This window comes from Streptomyces acidiscabies, assembly GCF_020010905.1.
GTDB classification, from domain to species: Bacteria; Actinomycetota; Actinomycetes; order Streptomycetales; family Streptomycetaceae; genus Streptomyces; species Streptomyces acidiscabies.
Map to the genome: position 1 here is coordinate 2,852,885 of NZ_JAGJBY010000002.1, position 25,277 is coordinate 2,878,161.

A 25,277-nucleotide genomic window follows, 5' to 3' on the forward strand; every position below is an offset into this window, starting at 1 on the left:
CAAGGCCGGTGGGGCTGCCACACCGCATGTGTTGATCATGTTCCTGCTGCGGTTGCCGGGTTCTCGTGTGGCGCCGTAGTGGTGTCAACTTCGCTGATCTCGTCGAGGGCCGGCAGGAGGTATTCGCGAAACAGCGCATAGTTCTCCGCCATCGGGAAATGCCCGATCCCTGCCATCCGCCCGCCACGGGCGCCGCTGATCCTGCTGATGGCTTCTTCGGTTTCGTCGGCCGTGCAGGCATGGTCGTACTCACCGGTGAACAGATAGACGGGGCACCGCTTCGTGTCGAAATCCCCTGTCTTCTCCGTCAGGTCCAGGTCCTCGGAGTAGAAGTAGGTGTCGCCCCGGTAGATGCCCGGGCCGCCCTGGCTGTAGATCCACCACACCTCCCGACGCCATTCCTCCGGGCTCGAGGGGGCCATCAGGCTGTAGGTCCAACTCGGCACGGACTGCTGGGCGTTGATGTCCGGGCGCAGCGACCAGTCCTGGAACCGACCGTGCACCTTGAGCGCACCGGACAGGCCGATGACGGCGCGCCAGCGATCCGGGGTGCGCCGGGCGAGTTCCAGCACGATCGAACCGGCCATCGAGCACCCAAGGACGATTGGGGAGCGCAGTTCGAGCGCGTTGGCGAAAGCATGGATGATCTGGAGGTAGGAGTCCGTCGTCAGCAGGTACTCCTCGCGCCACCAGCCGTCGGGAGGCAGGGAGCGGCCGTGCCACGGAAGGTCGAAGGCGATCACGCGATACCGTGAGGTCAGCTCTCGGTCATTGATCATCTGCCGGAACTGCCGCGAGTCGGCGCCGGCCGTGTGCAGGCACAGCAGCACCGGGCCTGAGCCCGCTTCTTCGAAATAGATGCGGTAGCGCACACCGCCTGCAGTGAGATGGACGTAACGTCCGACCGTCTCTTCCAGGACGACCGATTCAGTGGATTTCGACATTCTTCCCCAATTCCACCAGGCGCGTAATGACCCGCAAATTACGAATGAGTGTGAGCCGGCCTTTGCGTAGTTCGATTCCCTGAGAATGCTTGAGCAGAGCCAGGAGATCATGCCGGAGCGGCTGGGGTGGGCCGTGGAACAGCTCGGTCCATGTGTGGAGATCCGCGCACAGGGTTAGGGTTTCTCCGTCAGATTCTTCGCTGTCGCCGAGAGCCAGTGTTCCCGCTCGGTAGGTCAGCTTGATTTCTCGACCGTCACTCACGACAAGCTCGATCAGGAAATTGCTGAACCTGCCCGTGTGGCACAACTCGGGGTCTTTCCAAACGTGTTCGATCCATCGCCCGATCCATGATTCATCGGGAAAACTCGCGGTGCCCGATGTGGTCACCATTCCTCCTTGGATCCGATAACGGCGGCGTGTTCCCCCAGATCGCCCCGTTGAGGGCGGAATCGCTGGAGTGTCGAGGCGTCGTGGCCCGTCACCAGGTGGCGCACTCCAGACGCCTGCAGGTCACGGACGGTCTGGAGTCCGCTGTACGTGTCGAGAAGGCTGGTCAGCGAGACGAAGGGCATGTCCCGCTCCACCTCCTCGTAGAAGTGCACCGCGTCGGACGCGAGCAGCGTCGGTCCCTCCGAGGTCTCCACCAGTACAGCCAGCTGTCCTGGGGTGTGCCCGCTGATTTCCAAGAGGGTGATCCCGGGCGCGGGCGAGTATCCGTTCTCCACGAAGATCATGCGGCCCGCTTTCTCGGCAGCAACGAGTTGATCGATCTCCGCGGCTTCGGTGAATTGCCGGAGAAGGGTCTTGTCGGAGATCTCGGAGGTCCAGAAGTCGTATTCGCGCCGGGACATGAAGACGGTACTGTTCGGCAGGGAGCCGAGATTGCCGATGTGATCGTAGTGTGCGTGGGTGACGATGACGTCGTTCTGGGCCTCCGGGTCAATACCCAGGGACCGCATCGCTGTCACGGGGTCCACACACGTCGTGCGTTGCCTCTTTCGGCCCGCCTCGTTGTTGAAGCCGGTGTCCACGATGAATGTCCGGTTGGGGCCGCGGACCACCCAGAAGAAGTAGTCGACAGTCATAGGTCCGTCGGAGAGGCCGTAGAACGGGTAATTGAGGAAGACGTCGCTGCGCAGGGTTTCTCTGGTGCCATAGCGAACGATGGTCACCTCGTAGAGGTCTTCAGGAACAGCCTGTTTGTTGCTCATCTTTTCTCCGTGAGGTCGCGTCAGGGCGGCGAAGGGACCGAGCCCGGCAACGATCGCGAGCGCAAGGTGGTCCCAGAGTGCTGGGCCGCCTCAGCGGCCGACTGCCGGGGATGCCTCGAGCGGGGGAGAACAGCCGGCCCGCGGTCGTCGCGAAGAACGTGACGACCGAAGTCGGGCCGCCCCGTCAAACTGCCGACACCGACCGCGACGGTGGTCCTGGCCCCATGTCCGGCAAGCGGTGGGCGAGGACCTGTCGGCGCTGTTGTGTCCGCTCTGGCCACGGGAACGATGCCTTTCGGATGGAGCCAGCCAGCTATGGACGGCCTCATCGGGGCGGGGTGACTGCGTCCTTCTGTTCACCAGCCTTGGATGAGATGACGATATTACGGTATTACACTATGGGCAAGGCCTACTTCTGCCTGCTCTGGGAGGTGTACATCCCGGCGGTGGTCTCAAGAAGGCGGCGCGCGCAGGGCACCCGGCTGTTGTCCGTCCGGCGTTGATGATGGGCCGACGAGACGTGTGATGCGCAGAATGCGCGATAGATGGTCAGGGGCGTAGTGAGGCCGGCCGTTGCGATCAGGCCTCGACGGCCCGCCTGGCTTCGCGTGCAGAGCGCATGGCGGCGGCGGCTGCTGCCACGTGCTCCAGGCAGCGGATCCGGGCCAGTTCCGGGTCTCGGCGCACGACGGTGGCTTCTACGATGCCCTCCAGTTCCCGCAGTGTGTGGGGGAGGCGGCCCTCGGCCTGCAGCGACAGCGAGCGCAGCATGCGGATCTGGGTGTGGATGTTGCGCAGGGCCGTACCGATGACACCGTTGCCCGACCCTTCGATCAAGGCGTCGTAGAAGCTGTCCTTCACCTCCAGCAACCTGACAAGCGAGCCGTCGGCGAGCGCCGTACGCACCTGATCCAAAGCACGTAGGAGCTGCTCCCGCTGGGCGGGCGTGGCTCGCTCGGCGAACAGCTGGCCGGCCAGGCCCTCAAGGGCCCCGCGCACCTCGTACAGCGAGTCTGCCTCCTGGTCGGAGAGCACCCGCACTACAGGACCCCGGTTCGCCACGATGTCGACCAAACCCTCGGCCTCGAGATGCCGAAGGGCCTCACGGATCACCGTCCGGCTCACGCCGTAGCGCGCGCACAGGACTTTCTCCACCAGCCGCTCACCTGGTTGGAACTGCTCCCCAGAGATCGCGTCGCGAAGCCGTTCGATCACCTGCTGACGCAAAGGGGCAGCCATCCTCGGAACGGCATCGACGGTCGAATCTGCAGCCTCAGTCGTCATGTTCCTGATAATACGGTAAGACCCGACGTACTCGTCGAGGAGGGCGAGGGCATGGCGGCATTCCGGGTGGTCGCGGGGTCCCAGTTGTTGACGGGGCCGCGCCTTGGTCCCGGAGCGATGAGGGGGACCAAGACACGGAGGACGAGGTCAGTTGGAGCCGGAACCGCCCTCATGCACCTTGACGGTGGGCTCGAGACCATCGGCCCCCACCACCTCGCGCCATGCGTCGAAGCCTGCCTGGAAGGCGACGATGCCGGCCTCCGGCAGGGCGATCTCGATGGCTTCGAGGATCTCTCCCGGACTCAGCCCGAGGTCCAGGGCGACGCGGATGTGGGTCTGGATGTGACCCTTTGAGGCCCGCATCACGGTGAGGCTGACGATGAAGATGAGTTCCTTGGTCGCGCGGTCCAGCTTCCGCTGCTTGAGATAGGCGCTGGACACCAGGTTGTTGGTCGCTGTCAGGACGTCGAAGTCCTGCTTGGCCATCACCTTGTGGTAGTCCAGCACGTAACCGCGCGCGCGAGCCATGTCGTCGATGTATGCCTGAGCCTCGGCCTCGGTGGCCATGCGGCTCTCCCTTCGTCGTACGGATGGATGTTGCCGATGTGGTGCGGGCGGCGCCTACGCCCAGCGCAGCTTGGCGCCGACCATGCGTTCAACGCACGGGTAGGTGGGCGACGCGACGCAGGGGCGCAGCCCTGGCCGCTTCGCCCGTGCCCGCAGGTTTGGGCGCTCATACGGATTCCGGCACGGAATGGTCCGCGCGTGCGATGTTGCCCGCCGTGAGCACGGGGTATTGATGCTCGCTCCGAGACGGGAACCGGCCCGCAACGCGCGTCTGCCCATCCGTCATGGCTGGGTCTCCTCGCGAAGCGGGCGGCAGGCTGGCGGGCGACCCTTTGAGCGCCTGAGTTCGTGGGCCTTCGCTGTGTCCGTGGGGCGGCGACCCGTCATCCGGAGGGATGGGCCCGCCCTCCACCGGAACAGTATTACGGTAATACGAGTCGGGCAAGGGTGTGACTCACCGTTTGCGAGCGGCAGAGGCCGGGTGCCGGCTTGGTAGAGCCGGGTGGGGGCCGATCTGCCGGGCTTGGGACCAGCTCTCCCCCACGAAGCCGCGACGTGCGCTCAAGTGCAGACCTCGCGAAGCGCCGCCGGCCGGTGTCGGCCCGATGGGTGCTGGAGGTGCCGGTTGTTTGCGTGCGCCCTTGCAGGAGAGGAGCCCCGGCCGAAGACGAGCGAGGGCCAGGTCATGGTGGATGTTCTCCCCGGTAGGACCGAAGTCGATCAGAGATGCCGGGGTGAGGAGTGTCGAGGATCTTTGCCCACCCCCTTGTCTGCGCATGTCGACGGTATTACTGTCTGCTCGCCACAGTGCATCGGGCGGTGCGACGATCAGTCGCGGCAGATCGGCCGCGAAGGACATCGGCGTCGAGCTTCCGGCGAACCGCCGGTATGCCGACCCCGGCGGGCCCATCCGACCTAGCCGCATTTCCCTCTATCTCCTTCCGGGACAACCAGATCGAACCGGATGAAAAATGTCTCACTATCACTGAGGGAACGGGCGCTCAGCGACAGCCGAATGGATCCGACGGCGAGGGTCACGGTTATTTTCGCCAGGCCTAAGACGGATGCAGCGCGGGTTACGCATGCGGCAGATGCAAGCCCCTCCGATGAAGGAACTCACCTTGTTGAAACGAACCCAACTTGCCCTGCTTGCGGTCCTCGCCGCACTGGTCCTGGCAGTCGCCGGATGTGCCGGATCGAACGGAGCAGAATCCGGCACACAGAAGTCATCACAGCAGGGGCTGAAATCGCTGCCGAGCGACATAAGAGCGGCTTACACGGACTTTGACGGGCCGACCGGCTCATCGCCCTTCGTGAACTTCAAGCCGAAACAGAGCCCACCGTGGACCATCGGATACGCCAGCTCGTACGCCGGCAACACCTGGCGATCCGGGTCGCTCAACCAGCTGCAGAAGGTCCTCGTCCCCGCCTACAAGAAGGCCGGGCTGGTGGACAAGATGATCGTGACCCAGTCCAACCTGAATGACTCGACGCAAATCCAGCAGATACATCAGCTGGTCAACCAGGGCGCCGACATCATTCTGCTGTGCTGCTCGTCCACCGCCATCAACCCTGCCGTCAACTACGCCCAGGCGCGCGGCGTTCCTGTCGTGACGTTCTCGGGATTCACGTCGGCCGAGGGATCGGTGAACGTGTACGGCAACTACGTCCAGGGCGGTGCCGCCATGGCCGACTTCGTGGCCAAGCAGATGGGTGGCAAGGGCAACATGCTCTATGTCAACGGCATTCCCGGAGCCGCATCCAGTGACAGCGTCGACAGGGGCGTCAAGGCTGCCCTGAAAAAGTATCCGAACATCAAGCTGGTCGGAACCGTGGCCGGACAGTGGACCGATCAGATCGCGAAGACCGAGGTCCTGAAGTTCCTCTCCACCCACCCGGAGCACATCGACGGCATCGTCACCCAGTCCGCGCAGGAGATCGGCGTGATGCAGGCCGTGCTCGAATCAGGGCGCAAGCTGCCGCCGATGACCATCGGCGGTGAGAAGGGCGCCGCCTGCTACTGGACGAAGCACCCGGAGTGGAAGACCCGGCTGTTCAACGTGTGGCCGCCCGGAAGCGAGGCGACCGGTGCCATGAGCATCATGGTCCGCATCCTCCAGGGACAGGGTCCCAAGATCCAGTCGATCACCCGGAAGCTCACCGAGTACGGCATCGACGACATCCGCAAGATCGTGCCGAGTGGCTGTGACGTCAACGACGCGACCTGGATCGAGCCCAAGGAATGGTTCTCGGAGAAGTATCTCGACAATTTCTTCCTGCGGCCCAAGGCGCCGCTCGGCAAGGACGTGGCAGTCCCGGACAGCGGGAGCACGGGATGACACGTACTACGCGCCGGAACCGGAGGGAGGACACGTTGACGGCCGAGGTCACTTCCGGTCCGCGGGACGCGAGCGTGACCGCACGAGACGACATCGCGGACGATGTCCTCTGCGTGCGCGACGTGCACAAGGCGTTCGGTGACACCAAGGCGCTGCAGGGCTGTTCGTTCACCGCTCGGCGCGGCGAGGTCCACGCGATCGTGGGGGAGAACGGCAGCGGCAAGAGCACGCTCGCCAAGATCATTTCGGGTGTCTTCCCCGCCGACTCGGGGACCGTCGAACTGCAGGGCGGCACGCCGGGCAGCCCCGCGCATGCGCGAAGCCTCGGTGTGGCCACCGTCTTCCAGGAGGTCCTCCTGGCGGAAGGCATGACCGTGTTCGACAACCTCTTCATCGGCACGGAGGCACCCCGGATCCGGAAGGGGCCCAGGGCCGAGCAACTTGGCCGCGCCGCAGAGGTGTTCACCGGGCTGCTCGGTGAACCACTCGACCTGTACGGCCTCGTTGACGACCTTCCGTTGAGCAAGCGCCAGTGGGTCACCATCGCACGGGCTCTGCTCAGCGAGCCGCGTGTTCTCATCCTCGACGAATCCACGGCCGCCCTGGACCACTCCGGAGCAGAGCGGCTGTATGAGGCGGCGGTCCGCCTCAAGGCCGCGGGGATGTGCGTGCTCATCGTGACGCACCGGATCGAGGAACTGACGAGGTTCGCCGATCGGGCCACCGTCCTGCGCAACGGGGTGGATGTCGGCACGCTCGAGGGCTCGCAGATCACTGAGAACCGTCTCCTGGAGATGATGACCGGCGATGCCGCCAACTTCGGCGAGGGTGCGGCGACCGCCGCACATCCGCCGCCCGTGCTCCAGGGAGAGCGTGCCCCCGTGGTACGTGCGACCGGTGTACGCCTCCGCCATGGTGCGACGCCGTTCGAACTGGACGTGGCCGAAGGCGAGATAGTCGGCGTCATAGGCCTGGACGGCCAGGGACAGGCCGGGTTGATCCAGGCAGTGGCCGGCATCCGGCCCGCGGCCGAAGGCACGATCACCGTCGCCGACAGGCAGGGGAACGAGCTGCGGATCACCAGGCAGAAGGACGCGGTGAACGCCGGCGTCGCCTACATCCCCGGTGACAGGAAGCTCGAAGGAACCTTCCCCAACCTGTCGATCCTCGAGAACTTCGGTATGCCCCTGTTCCGCACCCAGCGGTCCGGAGGCGTGATTCGATTCGGAGCGGTGCAGAAGGCTTTCGAGGAGCAGCGGGCAGCGTTGTCGATCCGTCTGAACCGGCCCTCAGCGCCCATCGGCACCCTGAGCGGAGGCAACCAACAGAAGGTACTCATCGGCCGAGCACTCGCAGCCGATCCTGGGGTCATCCTGCTCAATGATCCCACCCGTGGGGTCGACATCTCCGCGAAGCACAGCCTCTACGACCTGCTGCGCCAGCTCTCCTCGCAGGGAAGCACCGTCCTGTTCCTCTCCTCGGAGATCGTGGAGTTCATCGGGCTCTGCCATCGCGTCGCCGTGTTCCGCGACGACTCGTTGTTCAGGATGTTGGAGGGCGAACAGATCACTGTGGACGGCGTACTCGCCGCCATGTTCGGCCAGGCAGACGGCCGTCCCGACGGGGACAAGGAGTTGCGATCATGACTGCGGAAAACAGTTCCCTCCTTCGTCGGCTCGCCGATCGCCATGGATATGCGGCTGTTCCCGTGAGCCTGCTGGTGTGTCTGCTGGCGCTCGCCGCGGTCCGCGGCCCCCACCTGTTCACCAGCGACGGAGCGGCGTATGCGATCGTCAGCGCCGCACCACTCATCATGGCCACTATGGCCCTGACTCCTGTCGCCATGGCCGGCCGGGGAGGGGTGGACCTGGCGATCGGGCCGCTCGTGGGCTTCGTCAACGTGAGCCTGGTGTTCTGGCTGATCAAGTCCGGAGTGACCAGCCCCCTGCTCATCATCGCCTTCGCGATCGGGGTGTCGGTGCTCTTCGAGGTCGTCCAGGGCCTCCTCATCGCCGGTCTCAGACTGCAGCCGGTCATCGTGACGTTGAGCGGATTTCTGGTCCTGGCCGGTGTCAACCTGATGATCACCGACAAGCCCGACGGCATGGCGCCCGCCTGGCTGACCGCCTGGGGTGCCCCGACATCGGTGTTCTCCCCCGTAACGGGTGTCCTCGTGGCAGGTTTCGTCGTGTGGACGCTGATCGCGCGGACCTCTTTCTTTCACAACCTGCGGGTTATGGGGTTCAACGAGCGCACCGCGTTCGCAAGCGGCGTACCACTCGTCCTCACGCGTGTCGGCGCGCACGCCATCGCCGGTGTCTACGCCGGTCTCGCCGGGGTGCTCTACACCGCGGTGATCGCCTCGGGCGATCCGGCGTTCGGTCAGCAGTACACGCTGATCGTCGTCACCGCGCTGCTGCTCGGCGGCATCAGCGTCGGCGGCGGACGCGGGGGCGCGCTGGGCGCGGTCGTCGGGGCGATCGATGTCTTCCTGATCAGTGATGCCCTGGCGACGTTCGACTTCGGGGCCGCTGCCAGCTTCGTGGTGCAACTGGTGTACGGCCTGATTCTGGTTCTCGCGTTGGCGGTCGGGACCGTCTTCACGAGGAGCGGTCTGCGAAGGCGACGTCGCCATGGCCGAGTGGAGGTGCTCGCATGAGTGGGATGTCCGCGCGGAACGAAAACCCCGTAACCGGTGACGGCCACGTGCAGCCGCGCGCTACGCGTGCTGTTCTGCGCAAGTCGGCGCAGAACAGCAGCCTCATGGCCGGCGTTCTTGTGGTCGCCCTCGTCCTCACCGGCATGCTCGCCGTGGACGGCTTCGGGTCGGGCACGAACCTCAAAACCATGCTGGTGTTCGGCGCCTTCCTGGGCATCGTGTCCATAGGCCAGACGCTGTGTGCACTCCTCGGCGAGCTCGATCTCTCGATCCCCTTCGTCGTCGGCGCCGCCAACATCGTGATGCTCTGGCTCCTCGGCCAGGGACTGTCCTCGTGGTCCAGCGTGCTGATCGTCGTCGCACTGGCGCTCGTGGTAGGCACGGTCACAGGCCTGATCAGTTACTTCCAGCCCGGAAGATCCCTGATCCTGAGCCTGGGCATGGGCTTCGCCGTGCTGGGAGGCGCGCAGATCGTCGTCAGTGTCGGTGCCGACCAGGCGGGGACTGTGTACGGTCGGGTTCCCGGATGGCTCACTGACGCCGGGTCTGCCAACGGCAGTTTCCTTGGGACCGGCGTCGGACTCACGGTGTGGCTGTGGGCCGCGCTGGCCGTCGTGGTCATCCTCGTCCTGCGCCGCACCTGGCCGGGGCGCGGACTGTATGCCATGGGAGGCAATCGGACGGCTGCCGAAAGAGCCCTGGTGCCGCAACTCGGCATCTGGCTGGGCACCTTCGCCCTCAGCGCCGCGATGGCATCGGTGGTCGGCATCCTGCTGCTCGGGTTCAGCGGAGGCGCCTTCGCGGATGTCGGCCGCCCGTACCTGTTCACGACGGTCGCCGCGGTCGTCGTCGGTGGCACGTCGCTGCTTGGTGGCCGCGGCGGATACGGGGCCACGGTGCTGGGCGTCGCCGTCATGACCCTGTTGGGGACTGTTCTCGTGGGACTGGGGCTGTCCGCAGCGGCGCAGCAGGCGGTGCTCGGTCTGCTCATCGTGCCCATGGTCGCCCTGTACGGGCGTCAACCGCATCCCCGCACCCAGATATAGGGCAGTGCACCGAAGTGGTTCCCTCCATGCGCACAGCATGGCGGGAACCACTTCCGTGCTGTCCGGCGACAACGCGGGCGTCCAGGCTCAGGCGGCGAGGGGGGCCTGCTGCTCGGAGAGGTCGGCCAGGTGCGCCCTGACCTGCCGTACAAAGGCCCGCAGGTTGGCGGAGCGGGCGTCACGGCGCCAGGTGAGCCATGTCTCCGCACGTCCCAGGTCACCCTTGATGGGGTGGCAGGTCACCCGGTTGCTTCCGGGCAGGGACTCGTAGAGGCAACGCGGCATCATGCAGATGCCGGCTCCCGCGGCCACGCACGCGAGCATGCTGTAGTAGGACGAGATTTCCACCATTCTTCCGGGTTTGATGCCGCTCTCCTCCAGCCAGTCCTCGAATCGCTGGCGGTAGGAGCAGACGGTGCCGAAGAGGAAGACAGTCGGGTTCGACTGTCGGAAATCGTCATCGATCGTCTTCACCGGCTCGGGGGTGAGGATGACCAAATTCTCGGTGAACGCGTGCATTCCCGTGAGAACCGGGGAGGCGGGCGGGCCGTCGGTGAAGACGGCGCTTACCTGACCCTTGAGAACATGATCGAACAGCATGCCGGAGGCTCCGGCTTCCAGCTCGAGGTCAACTTCCGGGTAGCTCAGATGGAACTCGGCCAGCAGCGAAGGGATCCGTACGGCAGAGGTGCTTTCGAGAGCGCCGATGCGGAATCGGCCGTGCGGCCGCTCACCGTTGGCCAGAGACTTCGCCTCATCGGCGATGTCGATCAAACGCCGCGCGTATTCGAGGAACGCCTCCCCTTCGGCGGAGAGGGTGACCTGTCGCTTGTCACGCAGAAGCAGGTCCATACCCAGCTCCTTTTCCAGGTGCCGGATACGGGTGGAAACGTTGGAAGGGGCTCGTAGCAACTTCTCGGCAGCGGCGGTGATCCCACCGTGCTCGGCCACAGCCACGAACATCTCCAGCTGGGCGAATTCCATCGTTCTCTCTCGCTGAAGTTTAGGTTCTGAAACTGCTCGTTCACAGCAGCGTGACACTCTCCTAACCTTTTATCAAGCGGTCGCCGGCCCTGAGAAGCACGGAGGGACCGACGACACGGAGAGACCAACCGCAGGGGCTCACCAGCCGCCCCGGACGGAATCGGTCCCGCGCCGTGAAAGCGGCGCTCACCTTTGACAGGCCGGCATGAGGACGCACACCGCCCCTCCGCCGCCGGCCCCGTCGGATGCCCGCTCACTCACTGCACTGCGCGGAGCTGTCCACCCACTTTGCGCTTTTTCCCCCACCCGGCTCCGAGAGGACCAGATCGTGACTCTGCAAGCACCCGCGGCCGCGAGGTCGGTCAACCCCGCCACGGGAGAGGTGATCGACACCTACCCGTTCGTCGGTGGTGACGAACTGGATGCCGTCCTTCGCCGTACCCGGCAAGGCTTCGCACAGTGGAGCCAGAGCATTCCCGAGGTCCGGTGCGCCGCTCTGGCCCGCATGGCCCGGCTGCTGCTGCGGGATGTGGAGGAACTGGGCGCGCTGATCACCGCCGAAATGGGCAAGCCCATCACGCAGTCCCGTTCCGAAGTGGAGAAAGCGGCCTGGGTGGCGTCCTGGTACGCCGACAACGGCGCGAAGATGATCGCCGACGCTCCCACCTCGATCGGGCCCGCGGCTCATGTGGCCTACCGTCCACTGGGACCCGTGCTGGCTGTGGAGCCGTGGAACTTTCCTGTCTGGCAGGTGATGCGCGGGGCGATCCCGATCCTGCTGGGCGGCAACGCCTACGTTCTCAAGCCCGCCCCTAACGTGGTCGGCTGTGCTCTGGCCGTCGAACGGCTGTGGCGGGAGGCCGGAGTTCCGGAGGGGACGTTCAGCGTCCTCAATGCCGACAACGACGTGGTCTCCCAGGCCATCGCTCACCCGGCCGTTGCGGGTGTGACGGTCACGGGCAGTGTCCGTGCGGGCTCGGCCATCGCCTCCCAGGCCGGGCGAGCCATCAAGCGCAGTGTGCTGGAACTGGGGGGCTCGGACGCCTTCATCGTTCTCGGCGACGCGGACCTGGACGCGGCCGTGGAGGCGGCGATCCACGGCCGGTTCCAGAACAGTGGACAGATCTGCATCGCGGCCAAGCGCATCATCCTCGACCAGGCCATCGCGGACACGTTCACCGAGCGGTTCGTGGCCGAGGTGCGCAAGCTGACGGTGGGCGACCCCACCCAGGAATCGACCTACATCGGGCCCATCGCCCGCGACGACATCCGCCAGGAAATTCACCGCCAGGTCGAGCGCACCGTCGCCGAGGGTGCCCGGCTTCTGGCGGGAGGGAGTCCGATCGAGGGGCCGGGCAGCTTCTTCCAGCCGACCGTGCTCGCCGATGTCACACCAGCCATGACGTCCTTCCGTGAGGAGATCTTCGGCCCTGTCGCCTCTCTGGTGGTGGCCGAGGACCTCGATGACGCCCTCGCGATGGCCAACGACTCCCAGTTCGGCCTGAGCGCCAGCCTGTGGACCAGCGATGCGGACCTCGCTTCCCGCGTGGCCCAGCGTCTGGAGGTGGGCGGGGTGTTCATCAACGGCATAGCGGTCTCCGACCCCCGGATCCCCATCGGTGGAGTGAAGAACAGCGGCTACGGCCGCGAACTGTCCCACTTCGGGGTCCACGAGTTCACCAACATCCAAGCCGTGTGGAACTGCACACCAGGTTTCGAAGGAGCAACACGTTGAACAAGGAACTGTTCGAGAAGGGCCTGGCCACCCGCCGTGAGGTACTCGGCGACGCCTACGTCCAACGCAGCCTCGACGGTGCCGATGACTTCTCGATGCCGATTCAGGAAGTGGTCACCCAGTACTGCTGGGGCGATGTGTGGGACCGCCCGGGTCTCGATCGATCTCAGCGCAGCCTCATCAACCTGGCCATGATCAGCGCTCTGAACCGCCCGCACGAGCTGAAAGTGCATGTGCGCGGGGCGGTCCGCAACGGGGTGACGAAGGAGCAGATCCAGGAGGTCTTCCTCCAGGTCGCGGTCTACTGCGGTGCCCCCGCTGCCCTCGAAAGCTTCCGGCTTGCTCGGGAGGTCTTCGCCGAGATGGAGGCCGAGGCATGACGACCATCGGGTTCATCGGACTGGGCAACATGGGTTTCCCCATGGCTCAGCGTCTCGTCCAGGCCGGACACAGTCTGATCGTCCACGACCGGAGCGCCGAAGTCGTGGAGAAGTTCTTGGCCGCCCACCCCACTGCCGCCGCGGCCGGGACCGTCGCCTGGCAACGCGCAGACGTCATCATCACGATGCTGCCGACCTCCGCCATCGTCCAGACCGCTCTGCTCACCGAACAGGTCGTGGCCGCGGCCTCACTGAACACCCTGTTCATCGACATGTCCTCGGCCGAACCCAGCCGCTCTCAGCAGCTGGCGGTCACCCTGGAGGAGAAGGGCATGCGCTATGTCGATGCCCCGGTCTCCGGGGGAGTGCGAGGAGCGCTCAACGGCCGGCTGGCCATCATGGCCGGCGGAACCGCCGCCGACGTGCATGAGGCGAAGCCGCTGTTCGAGGTGATGGGCAAGTCCCTCATTCACGTCGGGGGACCCGGCTCCGGGCACGCGGCCAAGGCTCTGAACAATCTCGTCTCGGCCGCGTCGGTGGCCGTCACAGTCGAGGCGCTTCACATCGGGCAACGGTTCGGAATCGAACCACAGACCCTGACCGACGTGCTGAACGCGTCCTCCGGGCGCAGCAACACCTCGGAGAACAAGGTGGCCCAGTTCATGCTCTCGGGCAGCTTCGGTTCCGGATTCACCGTCGGACTGATGACCAAGGACGTGGACATAGCCATCGCCCTGTCCGAGGAACTGGGCGTCGACGCGGAGCTCAGTCACCACTGCGCCGATGTGTGGCACAAGGCCGTCGACAGCGGCTTCGCCGCCGAGGATCACACGAGGATGTACGAGATCCTCGACCGCCCCGACAACACCCTCGAAACCACAGAGGAAGGACATGCCCATGCGTGACTTCGCGGCTGTGCTGAAGCAGGCCAACGAGGACTTCGAGTTCTCCCGGGAGATGCGCTACTACACCGGCAAGCTCCATGTGACCATCGGTGACCAGGCGTGGCTGGGCGTCTATGACGACGGCCGCCTCCTGTCGGTGGACCCGAGCGACATCGATCCCAAGGATGCGGCGATCGCCGTGTCCGGCACCCGCGAGCAGTGGGAGGAGATGACCGCCGAGCACCCGCGGCCGTTCTTCCAGTCGCTGCAGAGTTCGTCCATCAAGCATGGCGTGCAGCTGAGCAACACGGAGCAGCTCTACGCATATCTGCCGGCCCTGAACCGGCTGATGCAGATCTTCCGCCGGCTCAACGCACAGGGAGCGTGAACCATGGCCAGGCATGAACCGATCACCGGACGCTACGTCCACCTGACCGTGGAAGACGTCGAGTACCGCGTCTACTACGAGGAGGCCGGTCAGGGCATCCCTCTGATCGTGGGCCACACCGCCGGCTCGGACGGGCGGCAGTACCGGCACCTGCTCAATGACCCGGAGGTCACCGACCGCTACCGCGTGATCGCATTCGACCTGCCGTACCACGGCAAGTCCCTGCCGCCGCACGGTGTGCCGTGGTGGACGCAGGAGTACCAGATGACCAAGGCGCGCATGATGGCGTTCCCCAACGCGCTGTCCGAGGCCCTGGAGCTGGACCGGCCGGTCTACATGGGCAGTTCCATGGGCGGGCATCTTGCCATCGACCTGGCTTCCAACTGTCCTGACAGCTACCGGGCGACCATCGCTGTGGAAGGGGCCCTGCGCTCCGCCGCCGAGTACGTGGACGTGGGTATGGCCGGGATCCGCCGGGAGTTCGACAACCCCAACGTGTCCCGCACCTCCACCGGGGCCGCGATGCTGCTGAACATCTCCCCGTACAGCCCCGAGGAGAACGTCCGGGAGCTCCAGTGGGAGTACCAGTGCGGCGGACCGGGCGTGTTCGCGGGCGACCTCTATTACTACTACTACGACCACAACGTCTCCCCCGAGGAGGCGCGGGCCATCGACACCGACAGGTGCATGCTGTACCTGCTCACCGGTGAGTACGACCCGAACACCTCGCCGGCCGACACCAAGGAACTGGCCGACCTCGTGCCCGGGTGCAAGTACTGGGAGATGCCCAAGCTCGGCCACTTCCCGGTGACCGAGAACTACGAGGAGTTCCGCAGGTACCTCCTGCCGATCCTGCTGGAGATCGAGGGCGGCTCCGAGGCGTCCGCACCCAGTCGGACCGGCAGCCTGAGCCAGTAGGTCGCAGGCGGAGGCCGGCTGACCAACCGGCCTCCGGTCCCCTTTCCCTTGCAGGCGCATGAGGCGCATCGCGCCCATGTCGCAAGCGCACACACTCCCCGCTCGCGACTTTCAGTAGTTGATCGACAGCGAACGGTAACAATCTTGGAGGTGGGTCGATGACGATCCAGAGCGAGAACACCTGGCGGCCTCGGCCCGTCACCAATCGACAGATCACATACGCCACTGTGCTGGCCTTCCTGGCCTGGGCGTTCGCTGTCTACGACTTCATTCTCTTCGGCACCCTGCTGCCGGAGATAGGCAAGGACAAGGGCCTGGACTCAGCCGAGCAGGCCACGCTCGTCACCTGGATGTCCATCGGCGCGGTGGCACTCGGCTTGTTGGCCGGGCCGGTCGTCGACAAGTTCGGCCGCAAGGCCGGCGTGGCCGTCACCACCGCCGGAGCCGGCGTAGCCTCGGTTCTCACGGCTCTGGCAGGTGTCGTGCCGGCCTGGGGGCTGGTCGCCATCCGGTCCCTCAGCGGTCTGGGTCTGTCGGAACAGGGTGTCAACGGCGCCTATCTCAGCGAACTCTACGGGGCCTCGGACGATCCGCGGATCAAGAAGCGTCAGGGCTTCATCTACTCGCTGGTCCAGGGCGGTTGGCCGATCGGAGCGATCCTGGCAGCCGCGCTGACGGCAGTGATGCTACCGATCACCGGCTGGGTCGGGTGTTTTCTCTTCGCCGCTGTCCCGTCGCTGGTCGTCGCGCTCCTCGCACGCAAGCTGCGTGAGTCCCCGCAGTTCGAGACCGTGCAGAAGCTGCGGCAGCTTCAGTCCCGCGGCGCACGCCGAGAAGCCGAGCAACTCGCGGCCGCCCTGGGCGTCGACGAGTCCGAGACCCGTAGCACCTTGGCCGACATCTTCCGCGGCAGGGGCCTGCGAACCACGCTCTCCCTGGGGCTCGGACACATCCTCAACTACTTTCCCGTGCAGGTCTTCAGCGTCCTGGGCACCACCGTACTCATCAACGTGCACCATGTGTCGTTCACGAACTCGCTGGTCATCCTGCTGCTGTCCAACATCATCGCCTACTTGGGCTATCTCACTCACGGATTCCTCGGGGACCGGTTCGGCAGGCGCAACGTCATCGCCGCCGGCTGGATCACCGGAGGTCTCGTCTTCACCGCAATGATCTACGGGCCCAGCAACTTCTGGACCGTCGTCGCGCTCTACAGCATCGGGACCTTCTTCCTTATCGGTCCCTACTCGTGCGTCCTGTTCTTCGTCGGCGAAAGCTACGAGACGCGTATCCGAGGCCGCGGCGCCGCCTTCGTCGCAGCGGTGGGTCCGATCGGGGCGATCCTCTCCTCCGCCCTGGCAGCCACGCTGCTGAGCAACCACGGCACCTGGGCCACCGCCGCGTTTCTCTTCGGCGCGGTCCCCTGCACGCTGTCAGGCCTGGCGGTCCTGTTCTCGCGCAAGCGCCAGAACGTCGACGCGCCGGTACATGCCGGCCGCCACGCTCGGAAGACTGAGCCGGCCATCTGATGTCGCGCCCCTGCCCGCCCCCTGCCTCGCCCTTGCGGTCGAGCGCCGCCCTCTGGGAGGCGGGTTCCCGCTCCTCCAGCGGGCCCACGCGACGCGACCTCCGCGGGGCGTTCCAGCCTCGCCGGGGTGGGGTGCACCTTCGCCCGAGCCGCTGAGATCAGTCGGCTCACGGCCCTCAAGACACCGGTGGTGCGGCTCAAACCCCAAGGTCCGGCCGGGCGAAACCAGAGGGTTACTGGCTGAGCAGTAGTTCGGCCCAGATGGTCTTGCCCCTGTGTGTGTGGCGTGTGCCCCAGCGTTGTGCCATCTGGGCGACCAGGAGCAGGCCGCGTCCGCCCTCGTCGAAGGCGCGGGCGTGTCTGAGATGGGGAGCGGTGCTGCTCCCGTCGGTCACTTCGATGACGAGTGCGCTGTCACGGATGAGCCGAAGCCGGATGGGAGGGGCGCCGTAGCGGATGGCATTGGTGACCAGCTCGCTGACTACGAGCTCGGTGGTGAACGCGAGATCGCTCAGCCGCCAGGCGGTAAGTTGCCGGCGCGCGTCAGCACGCGTGGGAGCCACGGCCACCGGGTCGCTCGCCAGGTCCCAGGTGGCGACGTGGTCGCCGTCGAAGGCCCGGGTGCGGGCAAGGAGCAGGGCGACATCGTCGTCGGGGGCCTTGGGGACGAGTGCATCCATGATGGCGTCGCACGTGGATTCCAGCGAGCGGTGCGAAGCTCCCAGGGCCTCGCGCAGCGTATCCAGGCCGACAGAGATGTCATGGGCTCGGGATTCGATGAGGCCGTCGGTGTACAGGGCGAGGAGACTGCCGGCCGGCAGGTCGAATTCGGCGCACTCGAAGGGCAGGCTGCCCAAGCCGAGGGGCGGCCCGGCCGGTATCTCGGGGAAATCGACCGTATCGTCCGGGAGCACGATGGCAGGCAGGGGGTGTCCGGCCCGGGCGATGCTGCAGTGCAGCGAGACGGGGTCGTACACGGCGTACATGCAGGTCGCACCGACGTCACCGTCGACTTCTTGGCCGCTCACGCCTTCGGAATCGACGGACAGGCGGATCACCAGATCGTCGAGGCGGGTGAGCAGCTCATCCGGGCTGAGGTCCACATCGGCGAGTGTGCGTACAGCGGCCCGCAAGCGTCCCATCGTGGCGGAGGCCTGGAGCCCGTGCCCGACGACGTCACCGACGACGAGGGCGACCCGCGCGCCGGAGAGAGGAATGACGTCGAACCAGTCGCCGCCCACACCCAGGGGGGAGTCTGCGGGCAGGTAGCGGGAGGCGAATTCCACAGCAGGTTGTTCTCGAAGCCGCTGGGGGAGCAGGTTGTGCTGGAGTGTCAAGGCGGTGGCGTGCTCACGGGTATAGCGGAGGGCATTGTCAATGGACACCGCCGCCCTTGCGGCGAGCTCTTCCACGAGGACCGCGTCGTCTCTGTCGAAGGGATGCTCAGGGTGGAGGCGACGTAGCAGGGAGAGGACACCCAGCGTCGTACCACGAGAACGCAGCGGTACCGCCAGCGTCGAATGGAACCCGAACTCCTGCACGCGGGCCCTGCGAACGCTGTCGTTCGCGAGCCACCGTTCCCATGCGAGGTCTCCAGCTCTCGCCAGAATCGCTCCTCCCGTGGCCAGACAGCGTGTGTAGGGCGAGTCCGCCGTCTGAGCGGTGGACTCGCCGACTGCGACTACGGCCTCCGGAGAGCCCGCAGTGGCCGAGCATTGCGCGACACGGCGCAGCGCAAGCGGCGAGTGGTCGTGCCTCAGAGCCGGATCCGTCCCTTGGAGCACCGAATCGAGGAGATCGACGGTGACGAAGTCGGCTAGTTGTGGCGTGATCGTCTCGGCGAGTTCCTGCGCGGTCTGCGACACGTCGAGGCTGGTGCCGATACGGGTGGCCGCATCGTTCAGCAGAGACCACCGCCGTCGGCCCCAGTACTGTTCGCTGCTCTCGTAGGTTGTGACGATCGCACCGCACAGGCGCCCCGAAGCATCCCTGACAGGCCCTATTTCATGCGCCCAGGGGCGCTCGTGAGTCACGCCCGGCACGCTGTAGTAGCCCTCGTAGTGCACCGGCTCCCCGGTCTCGATCACTTGACGCAGATGTCGCTGGAATGCCGCGTAGACCGGCTCCGAGAAGACATCGGAGACCAGACGACCCCGCAGCTCTTCCTCCGTGGCGGCGAACCGGCGGGCGGCGGCAGCATTGACCCGTGCGAAACGTAGTTCCGTGTCGTAGATCACCTGGACGACCGGGCACTGGGTGAAAGCCCGGTCTGCGAGAGTCTGGCCGCCTTCCGACCTCGTCGGCTCACCGGGCCGGGCCATCGTCAGAACCCAGTGAAGATCCCCTCTCCCCGACGGCATCGGCTGGGCCTGAAGTACCAGTTCCAGGACTTGTCCGTCGTTACGCAGGAACGCGAGCCGACCTCTCCAACTCGCCTGACGCGCAAGCACTCGCTGCAAGGTCGCGGCGTCGTCCCCGGACAGCAGGTCCTGCACCGGGTGCCCTTCGATCTCGGTGCGAGAGAGGCCGAGCGGCACACGGGACTCCGGACCCCAGCCGATCACCACTCCTTCGGCGTCCGTCAGCGCCACAGCCGCGTATGACATATCAGCGGCTGCACCCCAAGGAGCCGTGCCGAAATCCTCCATAGCAAAGCCAGTCTCCCACCGATGCGGGCATTCAGCAGCGGTGAGAATTTCGATGTCAGAGGGGCGTTCTGTTCCTGGTGAGGTGGCCGGCCCGCGGGATGACACCTGGTCGCCGCATGTCCCTGCGCGGCGGTGCCGGCCGGTCGCGGCCGGCACGGATACGAACGCCCCTGATGGGTCCCACGCCGTGGCATCGGTCTCAGCGGCGACCATCCGCTCCCGTCGCGAGCATGCCGTTGACCACGAGGGCCGCAAGCGCGTCCGCTGTGGCGGTCAGCTGCTGCGGTGAGGACGGCGCGGGTCGGCCCAGTCGTCGAGCCAGGGGCACGTCCACCATGCCCGAGACAGGCGGGATGACGGCGAAGAAGAACACGTCCACCGGGATGGGCGCCATGCGGCCGGAAGCGACGAGCCGATCGACACAGGCCGTGATGGTCTGCAGGACCGGGCCGATGTAGTGCGTGTACAGGTAGTCCAGCCGCTCCGTGTCCCGGTTGAGCTCGTCGACGAACAGCCGTCCTACGAGGGGCGCGTCCGCCGCCGTTCGGTAGAAGTTGCTGATGATCTGCCGCAACTGCTCGGCATCGTCCAGCGAGGGGTCCACCTGCGGCATACCGGCCAGTCGTGCCCCGAGGGCGAATTCCACCACCGCCCGCCAGAACGCGGCCTTGGACCCGTACCGGTCGTTGATGAAGTTGTGGCTGACGCCCAGGCGGCGGGCCAACTCTCTTGCCGATGCGTGGTCGTACCCCAGTTCCGCGAAGGCTTCGAGCCCGCGCCGCAGGATGCTCTCCTCCCCCGGCACCGCGGGAGTGTCCGCGCCGGGGCGCCCCGGCCGACGAGCTGATTCGGCGCTTGCTCCCATTTCCTGCCTCCATGCCTGACTGTTCGTGCCCGCGCAGCACGCACCCTGTGCTGCCGCACGGCGGCCTGATGGACCAGGAACAGCTTACTTGACACATGTCAGATTGGGGGTAATCTGACATGTGTCAGGCGGCCTTCCCCCATGATCGCCGGTCCGCCTCGCCCTCTCGGAAGTGAGAGCCACATGACTGCGAACCAAGCACCCCGCGAAGCCCTCGAGCGAGTGATCGACCTGGAAGCCGCGCGACAGCGGCACAGCTCCCAGACCGAGCACCTCGTCGTCCTGCTCACGGCCGGGGATCCGCTCGCCGACGCCGCCGTCGCCGAACTGGACCTCCACGGCACGTCGGCACGACAGGCCTTCGACATGGGCCTCAAGGAAGGGATGGCGAGCCTCGGTGAACACTCCCCCACAGCCATCACCGCACTGCTGAAGGACCTGGAGGCCACTCCGTCCTGGGCCGCCCCTTCGACGCTGCACCGCGGCGACGTCGTGAGCCGGTCCGTACCGCCCATATGGTCCGGGCTCTGCTCGATCACCAGCGCGCTGGCCCACACCTACGCCTCCCCGGCCGTCGCCCGGCTCCTGGCCGGGAGCGGCACACCCACGGACACGGCTTCGCGCAGCCTCGTGGAGACCGCGGTGTGGGCCCGTCGGATCGTCCAACCGGGCGGGCTGCTGCGCGGAGGGCAGGGATATGTGGCCGCCGCCGAGCTTCGACTGCGCCACGCCCGTATGCGTGCCACGTCGCTCGCGGACTGGGACGCGGGCGCCCCCGGCCTGCCGATCGGTCAGCTCGACATGGCCCGTACCTGGCTCGGCTTCACCCTGATCTCCTACCGAGCCCTGGCCGCCGTCGGCATCGAGATCAGCCCCGCGGAAGAGCGCCACCTCTACCGGTACTGGTCGTACGTGGCCCACCTGCTGGGACTCGACGAACGCCTCCACCAGGACGTCGCCGACCACGCCGGAGCCCGCCGGTTGCAGGACCTGCTGGACTCCGTGACACCGTCGCCCGACGATAACTCACGCACCCTGACGATCGCGATGGTCGAGATTCAGGCTCACGCCATGGCCCGCGCGCCGGGAATGGCCCTCTCCGAGGAACAACTCAGCACGCTGATGCACACAGTGTTGCGGCAGACCTTCGGGGAACCGGCGTCAAACCGTATGGGCCTTCCTGCCTCGGCCACGCCGGATCTCATGCCGCTGATCGGCACACTCGACCGGCAGGCCCGGCGCTGGCAGACCTTCTCCCGCGCCTCGGCGCGAGAAGCCCACCTCCGGGCACTCGAGGACTCCGGCCCGGACGTGGTCCCACGTGTCCCTCGCCGTGGCACACGTCGTCGACAGAACTCAGGAGCGGGTCTCCCGAAGTTCCCGGCTGCCTGATTCTCCCGCCTCCAGTTCGCGCGGAGCACCGGCCGCCTCACCGGCTGCCGTGCACCGCCCCTTACCACGTGACGAGCTCCGACGACGCAGCCGTCCCGCACCGCGCCACCACTATGTGCACTCCTCGATTCGTCTGGAGCCCCGCCATGTCTCAAACCACCACCGACGCCCATGACGGCACGGCCAACGTGTCCTCACTCCCTGCGGCCGAGCCCCCGCCCCACCATCGCTGGTGGATCCTCGCCATCATCGGCGTGGCTCAGCTCATGGTCGTCCTGGATGCCACCATCGTGAACATCGCCCTGCCCTCCGCACAGAAGGACCTGGGCTTCTCCGACGGTGACCGGCAGTGGGTCGTCACCGCGTACGCCCTCGCCTTCGGCAGTCTGCTGCTGCTCGGCGGACGCATAGCGGACCTGTTCGGCCGCAAGATGACCTTCCTCATCGGCCTGGTCGGCTTCGCCGGCATGTCCGCCCTGGGCGGTGCCGCCACCAGCTTCGAGATGCTCGTCATCGCCCGTGCCGGGCAGGGCCTGTTCGGCGCCCTGCTCGCCCCCGCCGCCCTGTCACTGCTGACCACGACCTTCACCGACCCCAAGGAACGTGCCACGGCCTTCGGTGTCTTCGGCGCCATCGCCGGCGCCGGCGGCGCCATCGGCCTGCTCCTCGGCGGTCTGCTCACCGAGTACTTCGACTGGCGCTGGACCCTCTACGTCAACCTCGCCTTCGCGGCCGTCGCCTTCATCGGCGGCATGATGCTGCTGCGCCGCACCGCCCGCAGCAAGACCACCTCCCTCGACGTCCCAGGAGCCGTTCTCGTCGGCGCCGGCCTCTTCAGTCTGGTCTACGGCTTCTCCAACGCCGAGTCCCACGACTGGAGCTCCCCGCAGACCTGGGGTTTCCTCATCGCCGGAGCCGTCCTGCTCGCCGTATTCACGTGGTGGCAGACCCGGTCCTCCCACCCCCTGCTCCCTCTGCGCATCATGCTAGACCGCAACCGCGGCGCCTCCTTCGTAGCCGTCATGATCAGCGGTGCCGGTATGTTCGGCGTCTTCCTCTTCCTCACCTACTACCTGCAGCAGAGCCTCGGTTACACCCCCGTCAAGACCGGCTTGGCCTTCCTGCCCATGGTCGCCGCGCTCATGGTCGCCTCCGCCCTCGCCACCAGCGTGCTCGTCCCCCGCATCGGCCCCAAGCCGGTGGTCCCGCTCGGCATGGGCCTGGCCGCCGCCGGTATGGCATGGCTCACCGCTCTCGGCCTCGACAGCAGCTACACCGCCGACGTCATGCCGCCGCTCATCGTCGCGGGCCTCGGCCTCGGCCTGGTGATCGCCCCGGCCATGAGCCTGGCCGTCGCAGGCGTGGACACCGATGACTCCGGTGTCGCCTCCGCCACCGTCAACGCCATGCAGCAGGTCGGCGGTTCGATCGGTACGGCCCTGCTCAACACCCTGGCCACCAGCGCAGCCGCCGACTACATGACCGGTCGCGACCCCAAGGACCCGCTGGTCCAGGCGCAGGCCAGCCTTGAGGCCTACTCCACCGCGTACTGGTGGTCGGCCGTCTTCTTCGCAGCCGGCCTGGCCGTCAGCGTCGTCCTCTACCGACGTGGAGTTCCCGAGCAGGACCCCAACGCAGCACCCGTCGTCCACATGTGAGAACCGGCAAGGGACGGCCCGCGAGGAACTCCTCTCGGGCCGTTCCGCATAACTGGGAGACCGCCACCGAACCGCCTTTGACACCTGGAATGCCTGGATGAGCGGCATGGACGGCATGGACGGCATGGACGGCAGACAGAAACGACGATACCTGTAGCGCGAATACGACCCGAATTCGATCCCCAAGGGTTTATTTACTGGAAAACATGGGCTCTGAACTCGGAAATACGAAGCGACAGACGAGTCGGGCTGTACCAGGGTTCTGCACACAGACGGACCTCTGCTTGTTCGTGGCGACCCAGCCACGTGGGACTCCGAAGCTGAATTATGAGTCAGTCATGTGCGTCGGTTTGTCGGACGCAATCGACAGGAGCTGGCTGGTTCTCGATCCATGCGAGCCCACCGAGGTCCAGTTGGTGGCGGGCGCGAGTGACGGCGACGTAGGCGAGACGGGCGTCCGTTTCACTCACAGTCTCAGGGATCGGCCGGCCGTTGCCGTCCACCTGGTCGCTGTCCGGCGGCGGGGAAAAGTCCTCGGCGATTCTGATCCCGAGCCACTCCCGGCCTTTTGCCTTGTGAGCGGTGGATACCGTGACCTCGGCTTTGTCTTCGTCGGTCAGCGCGTCGACGGCGGCGATGACGGCTTCGGGCCCGTGGGTATCGACAAGCTCCACGAACGGTTGGAGATCTCGGCCAGCGGGATCGTATTCCGCGTATTCCTGCAACTCACCCCATGAGGAGAAGAGAACCAGTTCGGGGTGGGATGTGCGTCGGCCGTCCTTCAGGTCCCGCGCGGCGCGTGCCAGTGCGATGAGCGTCTGTCCGCCTCGGGTGAGCGCCACCCGACGATCCTCCTCCAGCAGTCTCATGACCTCGGTCATGGCCCCGATGTTGGTGCGGCACAGCACCGCGTCCGGACAGGTGACCGGGCCGACCTTCGTTGGAATGGCGTCGGAACCAGTCAGCCGGATCGGCGCGTCGGTGAACGCGAGCCACCGGTTGGCTTGTTCGGCGAGGAGCGGGCCGAAGCGGAAGGAGCGGGTCAGGGTGAGGTGGGTGGCGTCGAAGCCTGTCATCACGTCCCGGGCCCCGCGCCACCCGTAGATCGCTTGGGCGGAGTCGCCGACCATAACCAGCTGGGCGTGCCCGCGTTGGGCTGCGAAGACCCGCTCCAGGACGGGGTTGGTGTCCTGGGCCTCGTCTAGGAGGAGGAAGTCGGCCTCGATCTTCGGCTCGGTCAGGGCCCACATCTTCAGGTAGTGGTCGTGGTCGAACCGGACCACCCCGTCCTCGGCATTCTGCAGATCGTTCCATGCCTTTCCGACGAATGGCATGACGGCTTCGGCGAGTTGGGCACGCTCGTTCGGTGTGACCAGCCTGCGCAGAGCTGGCACATGATGGGGGGCCGGGGTCCTGTCGGCGGACTGGCAGAAGCGGGTGACCGTACGCAGCACGGTGTGGGACAGGGTCCGATGGCTGATCTCGTGATCACCGATACGGACGGGGGATCCCACGCCCAGGGCGCGCCCGATCCGCCAGGCGGGCTGGCGCGGGCTGTTGAGCCGGCGAGTGAACCGGTGGCCGACAGCCGCGAAGGCCGTGGCGTGAGCCGTCCTGCACTGCACGGAGCGCGGGAACCGGGTGGCGGCGTCGACGGCGATGTCCTTGTTGAAGGCGAGGTAGCGGCCTCGGCGTCGAGTGGTCGCGGCCAGCAGAGCCAGCGTGCTGGTCTTGCCGGTGCCGGCGCCGGCCTGCAGCACCATGTGGTGGCCGTCCCGGAAAGCGTCGACGGCGTGGGTCTGTTCGTCGGTGGGGATGTGCAACAGGGGCTCCGCAGTGGAGAAGG

The 25,277-nt window shown here is 66.3% G+C and carries 21 protein-coding genes; 12 read left to right on the plus strand and 9 right to left on the minus strand.

From position 1 onward, the window contains the following. Positions 1-35: 35 nt before the first annotated feature. The 5 genes from J8M50_RS39255 to J8M50_RS39275 form a co-directional block, all read right to left on the minus strand. Positions 36-944 carry an alpha/beta fold hydrolase gene (locus J8M50_RS39255; protein WP_063748114.1) on the minus strand — a complete coding sequence of 303 codons (909 nt, stop codon included), beginning with the start codon at positions 942-944 and terminating at the stop codon, positions 36-38. Continuing rightward, the gene (locus tag J8M50_RS39260) at positions 928-1,335 is read right to left on the minus strand and encodes a hypothetical protein (protein WP_141655612.1); all 408 of its coding nucleotides are present in this window, start codon (positions 1,333-1,335) and stop codon (positions 928-930) included. The genes J8M50_RS39255 and J8M50_RS39260 overlap by 17 nt, the downstream gene beginning before the upstream one ends. Further along, entirely contained in the window at positions 1,329-2,156 is an 828-nt protein-coding gene (locus J8M50_RS39265; protein ID WP_010356378.1) for an N-acyl homoserine lactonase family protein, read from the minus strand. Before J8M50_RS39265 ends, J8M50_RS39260 begins: the two co-directional genes overlap by 7 nt. A gap of 579 nt (positions 2,157-2,735) precedes the next feature. Then, positions 2,736-3,440: a GntR family transcriptional regulator gene (locus J8M50_RS39270; protein WP_050987315.1), complete on the minus strand. Its 705-nt coding sequence runs from the start codon at positions 3,438-3,440 to the stop codon at positions 2,736-2,738. Between the two features lie 147 nt (positions 3,441-3,587). After that, positions 3,588-4,007: a carboxymuconolactone decarboxylase family protein gene (locus J8M50_RS39275; protein ID WP_010356376.1), complete on the minus strand. Its 420-nt coding sequence runs from the start codon at positions 4,005-4,007 to the stop codon at positions 3,588-3,590. Between the two features lie 1,106 nt (positions 4,008-5,113). Between J8M50_RS39275 and J8M50_RS39280 the strand changes: the two genes are divergently transcribed. The 4 genes from J8M50_RS39280 to J8M50_RS39295 are packed head-to-tail and all read left to right on the plus strand — an operon-like array spanning position 5,114 to position 10,051. Further along, a complete protein-coding gene (locus J8M50_RS39280) occupies positions 5,114-6,346 on the plus strand; it encodes a substrate-binding domain-containing protein (RefSeq protein ID WP_078481086.1) in 1,233 nt (410 codons plus the stop codon). Between the two features lie 35 nt (positions 6,347-6,381). Next, on the plus strand, positions 6,382-7,992 hold the full coding sequence (locus tag J8M50_RS39285; RefSeq protein ID WP_010356374.1) for a sugar ABC transporter ATP-binding protein: 1,611 nt from the start codon (positions 6,382-6,384) through the stop codon (positions 7,990-7,992). Next, complete coding sequence (locus J8M50_RS39290; protein WP_050987314.1) at positions 7,989-9,005, plus strand: ABC transporter permease; 1,017 nt, start codon at positions 7,989-7,991, stop codon at positions 9,003-9,005. The genes J8M50_RS39285 and J8M50_RS39290 overlap by 4 nt, the downstream gene beginning before the upstream one ends. Continuing rightward, a complete protein-coding gene (locus J8M50_RS39295; protein ID WP_100216832.1) occupies positions 9,002-10,051 on the plus strand; it encodes an ABC transporter permease in 1,050 nt (349 codons plus the stop codon). The genes J8M50_RS39290 and J8M50_RS39295 overlap by 4 nt, the downstream gene beginning before the upstream one ends. Positions 10,052-10,138: 87 nt before the next feature. On the opposite strand, the gene J8M50_RS39300 is transcribed toward J8M50_RS39295, so the two are convergent. Next, a complete protein-coding gene (locus J8M50_RS39300) occupies positions 10,139-11,035 on the minus strand; it encodes a LysR family transcriptional regulator (RefSeq protein ID WP_010356371.1) in 897 nt (298 codons plus the stop codon). 328 nt (positions 11,036-11,363) lie between these two features. Between J8M50_RS39300 and J8M50_RS39305 the strand changes: the two genes are divergently transcribed. The 6 genes from J8M50_RS39305 (at position 11,364) to J8M50_RS39330 (ending at position 16,869) form a co-directional block, all read left to right on the plus strand. Further along, positions 11,364-12,770, plus strand: coding sequence for an NAD-dependent succinate-semialdehyde dehydrogenase (locus tag J8M50_RS39305; protein ID WP_202950053.1), 1,407 nt, complete (start codon positions 11,364-11,366; stop codon positions 12,768-12,770). Beyond that, on the plus strand, positions 12,767-13,150 hold the full coding sequence (pcaC, locus tag J8M50_RS39310; protein ID WP_010356369.1) for a 4-carboxymuconolactone decarboxylase: 384 nt from the start codon (positions 12,767-12,769) through the stop codon (positions 13,148-13,150). The genes J8M50_RS39305 and pcaC overlap by 4 nt, the downstream gene beginning before the upstream one ends. Then, positions 13,147-14,055 (plus strand): NAD(P)-dependent oxidoreductase, encoded by a 909-nt coding sequence (locus J8M50_RS39315; RefSeq protein WP_010356368.1) that lies wholly within the window; start codon positions 13,147-13,149, stop codon positions 14,053-14,055. The genes pcaC and J8M50_RS39315 overlap by 4 nt, the downstream gene beginning before the upstream one ends. Beyond that, entirely contained in the window at positions 14,042-14,422 is a 381-nt protein-coding gene (locus tag J8M50_RS39320; protein ID WP_202950052.1) for a hypothetical protein, read from the plus strand. Before J8M50_RS39315 ends, J8M50_RS39320 begins: the two co-directional genes overlap by 14 nt. 3 nt (positions 14,423-14,425) lie before the next feature. After that, positions 14,426-15,340, plus strand: a complete 915-nt coding sequence (locus J8M50_RS39325; RefSeq protein ID WP_010356365.1) for an alpha/beta fold hydrolase — start codon at positions 14,426-14,428, stop codon at positions 15,338-15,340. A gap of 158 nt (positions 15,341-15,498) precedes the next feature. Further along, a complete protein-coding gene (locus J8M50_RS39330) occupies positions 15,499-16,869 on the plus strand; it encodes an MFS transporter (protein WP_010356364.1) in 1,371 nt (456 codons plus the stop codon). A gap of 232 nt (positions 16,870-17,101) precedes the next feature. Here J8M50_RS39330 and J8M50_RS39335 read toward each other — a convergent pair whose 3' ends face one another. Both J8M50_RS39335 and J8M50_RS39340 read right to left on the minus strand, forming a co-directional pair. Beyond that, a complete protein-coding gene (locus J8M50_RS39335) occupies positions 17,102-19,459 on the minus strand; it encodes a SpoIIE family protein phosphatase (RefSeq protein WP_223786393.1) in 2,358 nt (785 codons plus the stop codon). A gap of 256 nt (positions 19,460-19,715) precedes the next feature. Continuing rightward, positions 19,716-20,321 carry a TetR/AcrR family transcriptional regulator gene (locus J8M50_RS39340; RefSeq protein WP_010356362.1) on the minus strand — a complete coding sequence of 202 codons (606 nt, stop codon included), beginning with the start codon at positions 20,319-20,321 and terminating at the stop codon, positions 19,716-19,718. Between the two features lie 243 nt (positions 20,322-20,564). Between J8M50_RS39340 and J8M50_RS39345 the strand changes: the two genes are divergently transcribed. Both J8M50_RS39345 and J8M50_RS39350 read left to right on the plus strand, forming a co-directional pair. Continuing rightward, complete coding sequence (locus J8M50_RS39345) at positions 20,565-21,773, plus strand: oxygenase MpaB family protein (protein WP_010356360.1); 1,209 nt, start codon at positions 20,565-20,567, stop codon at positions 21,771-21,773. Positions 21,774-21,919: 146 nt separating this feature from the next. Further along, complete coding sequence (locus tag J8M50_RS39350; protein ID WP_010356359.1) at positions 21,920-23,431, plus strand: MFS transporter; 1,512 nt, start codon at positions 21,920-21,922, stop codon at positions 23,429-23,431. Positions 23,432-23,763: 332 nt separating this feature from the next. On the opposite strand, the gene J8M50_RS39355 is transcribed toward J8M50_RS39350, so the two are convergent. After that, the gene (locus J8M50_RS39355) at positions 23,764-25,254 is read right to left on the minus strand and encodes a UvrD-helicase domain-containing protein (protein ID WP_010356358.1); all 1,491 of its coding nucleotides are present in this window, start codon (positions 25,252-25,254) and stop codon (positions 23,764-23,766) included. Positions 25,255-25,277: the final 23 nt, after the last annotated feature.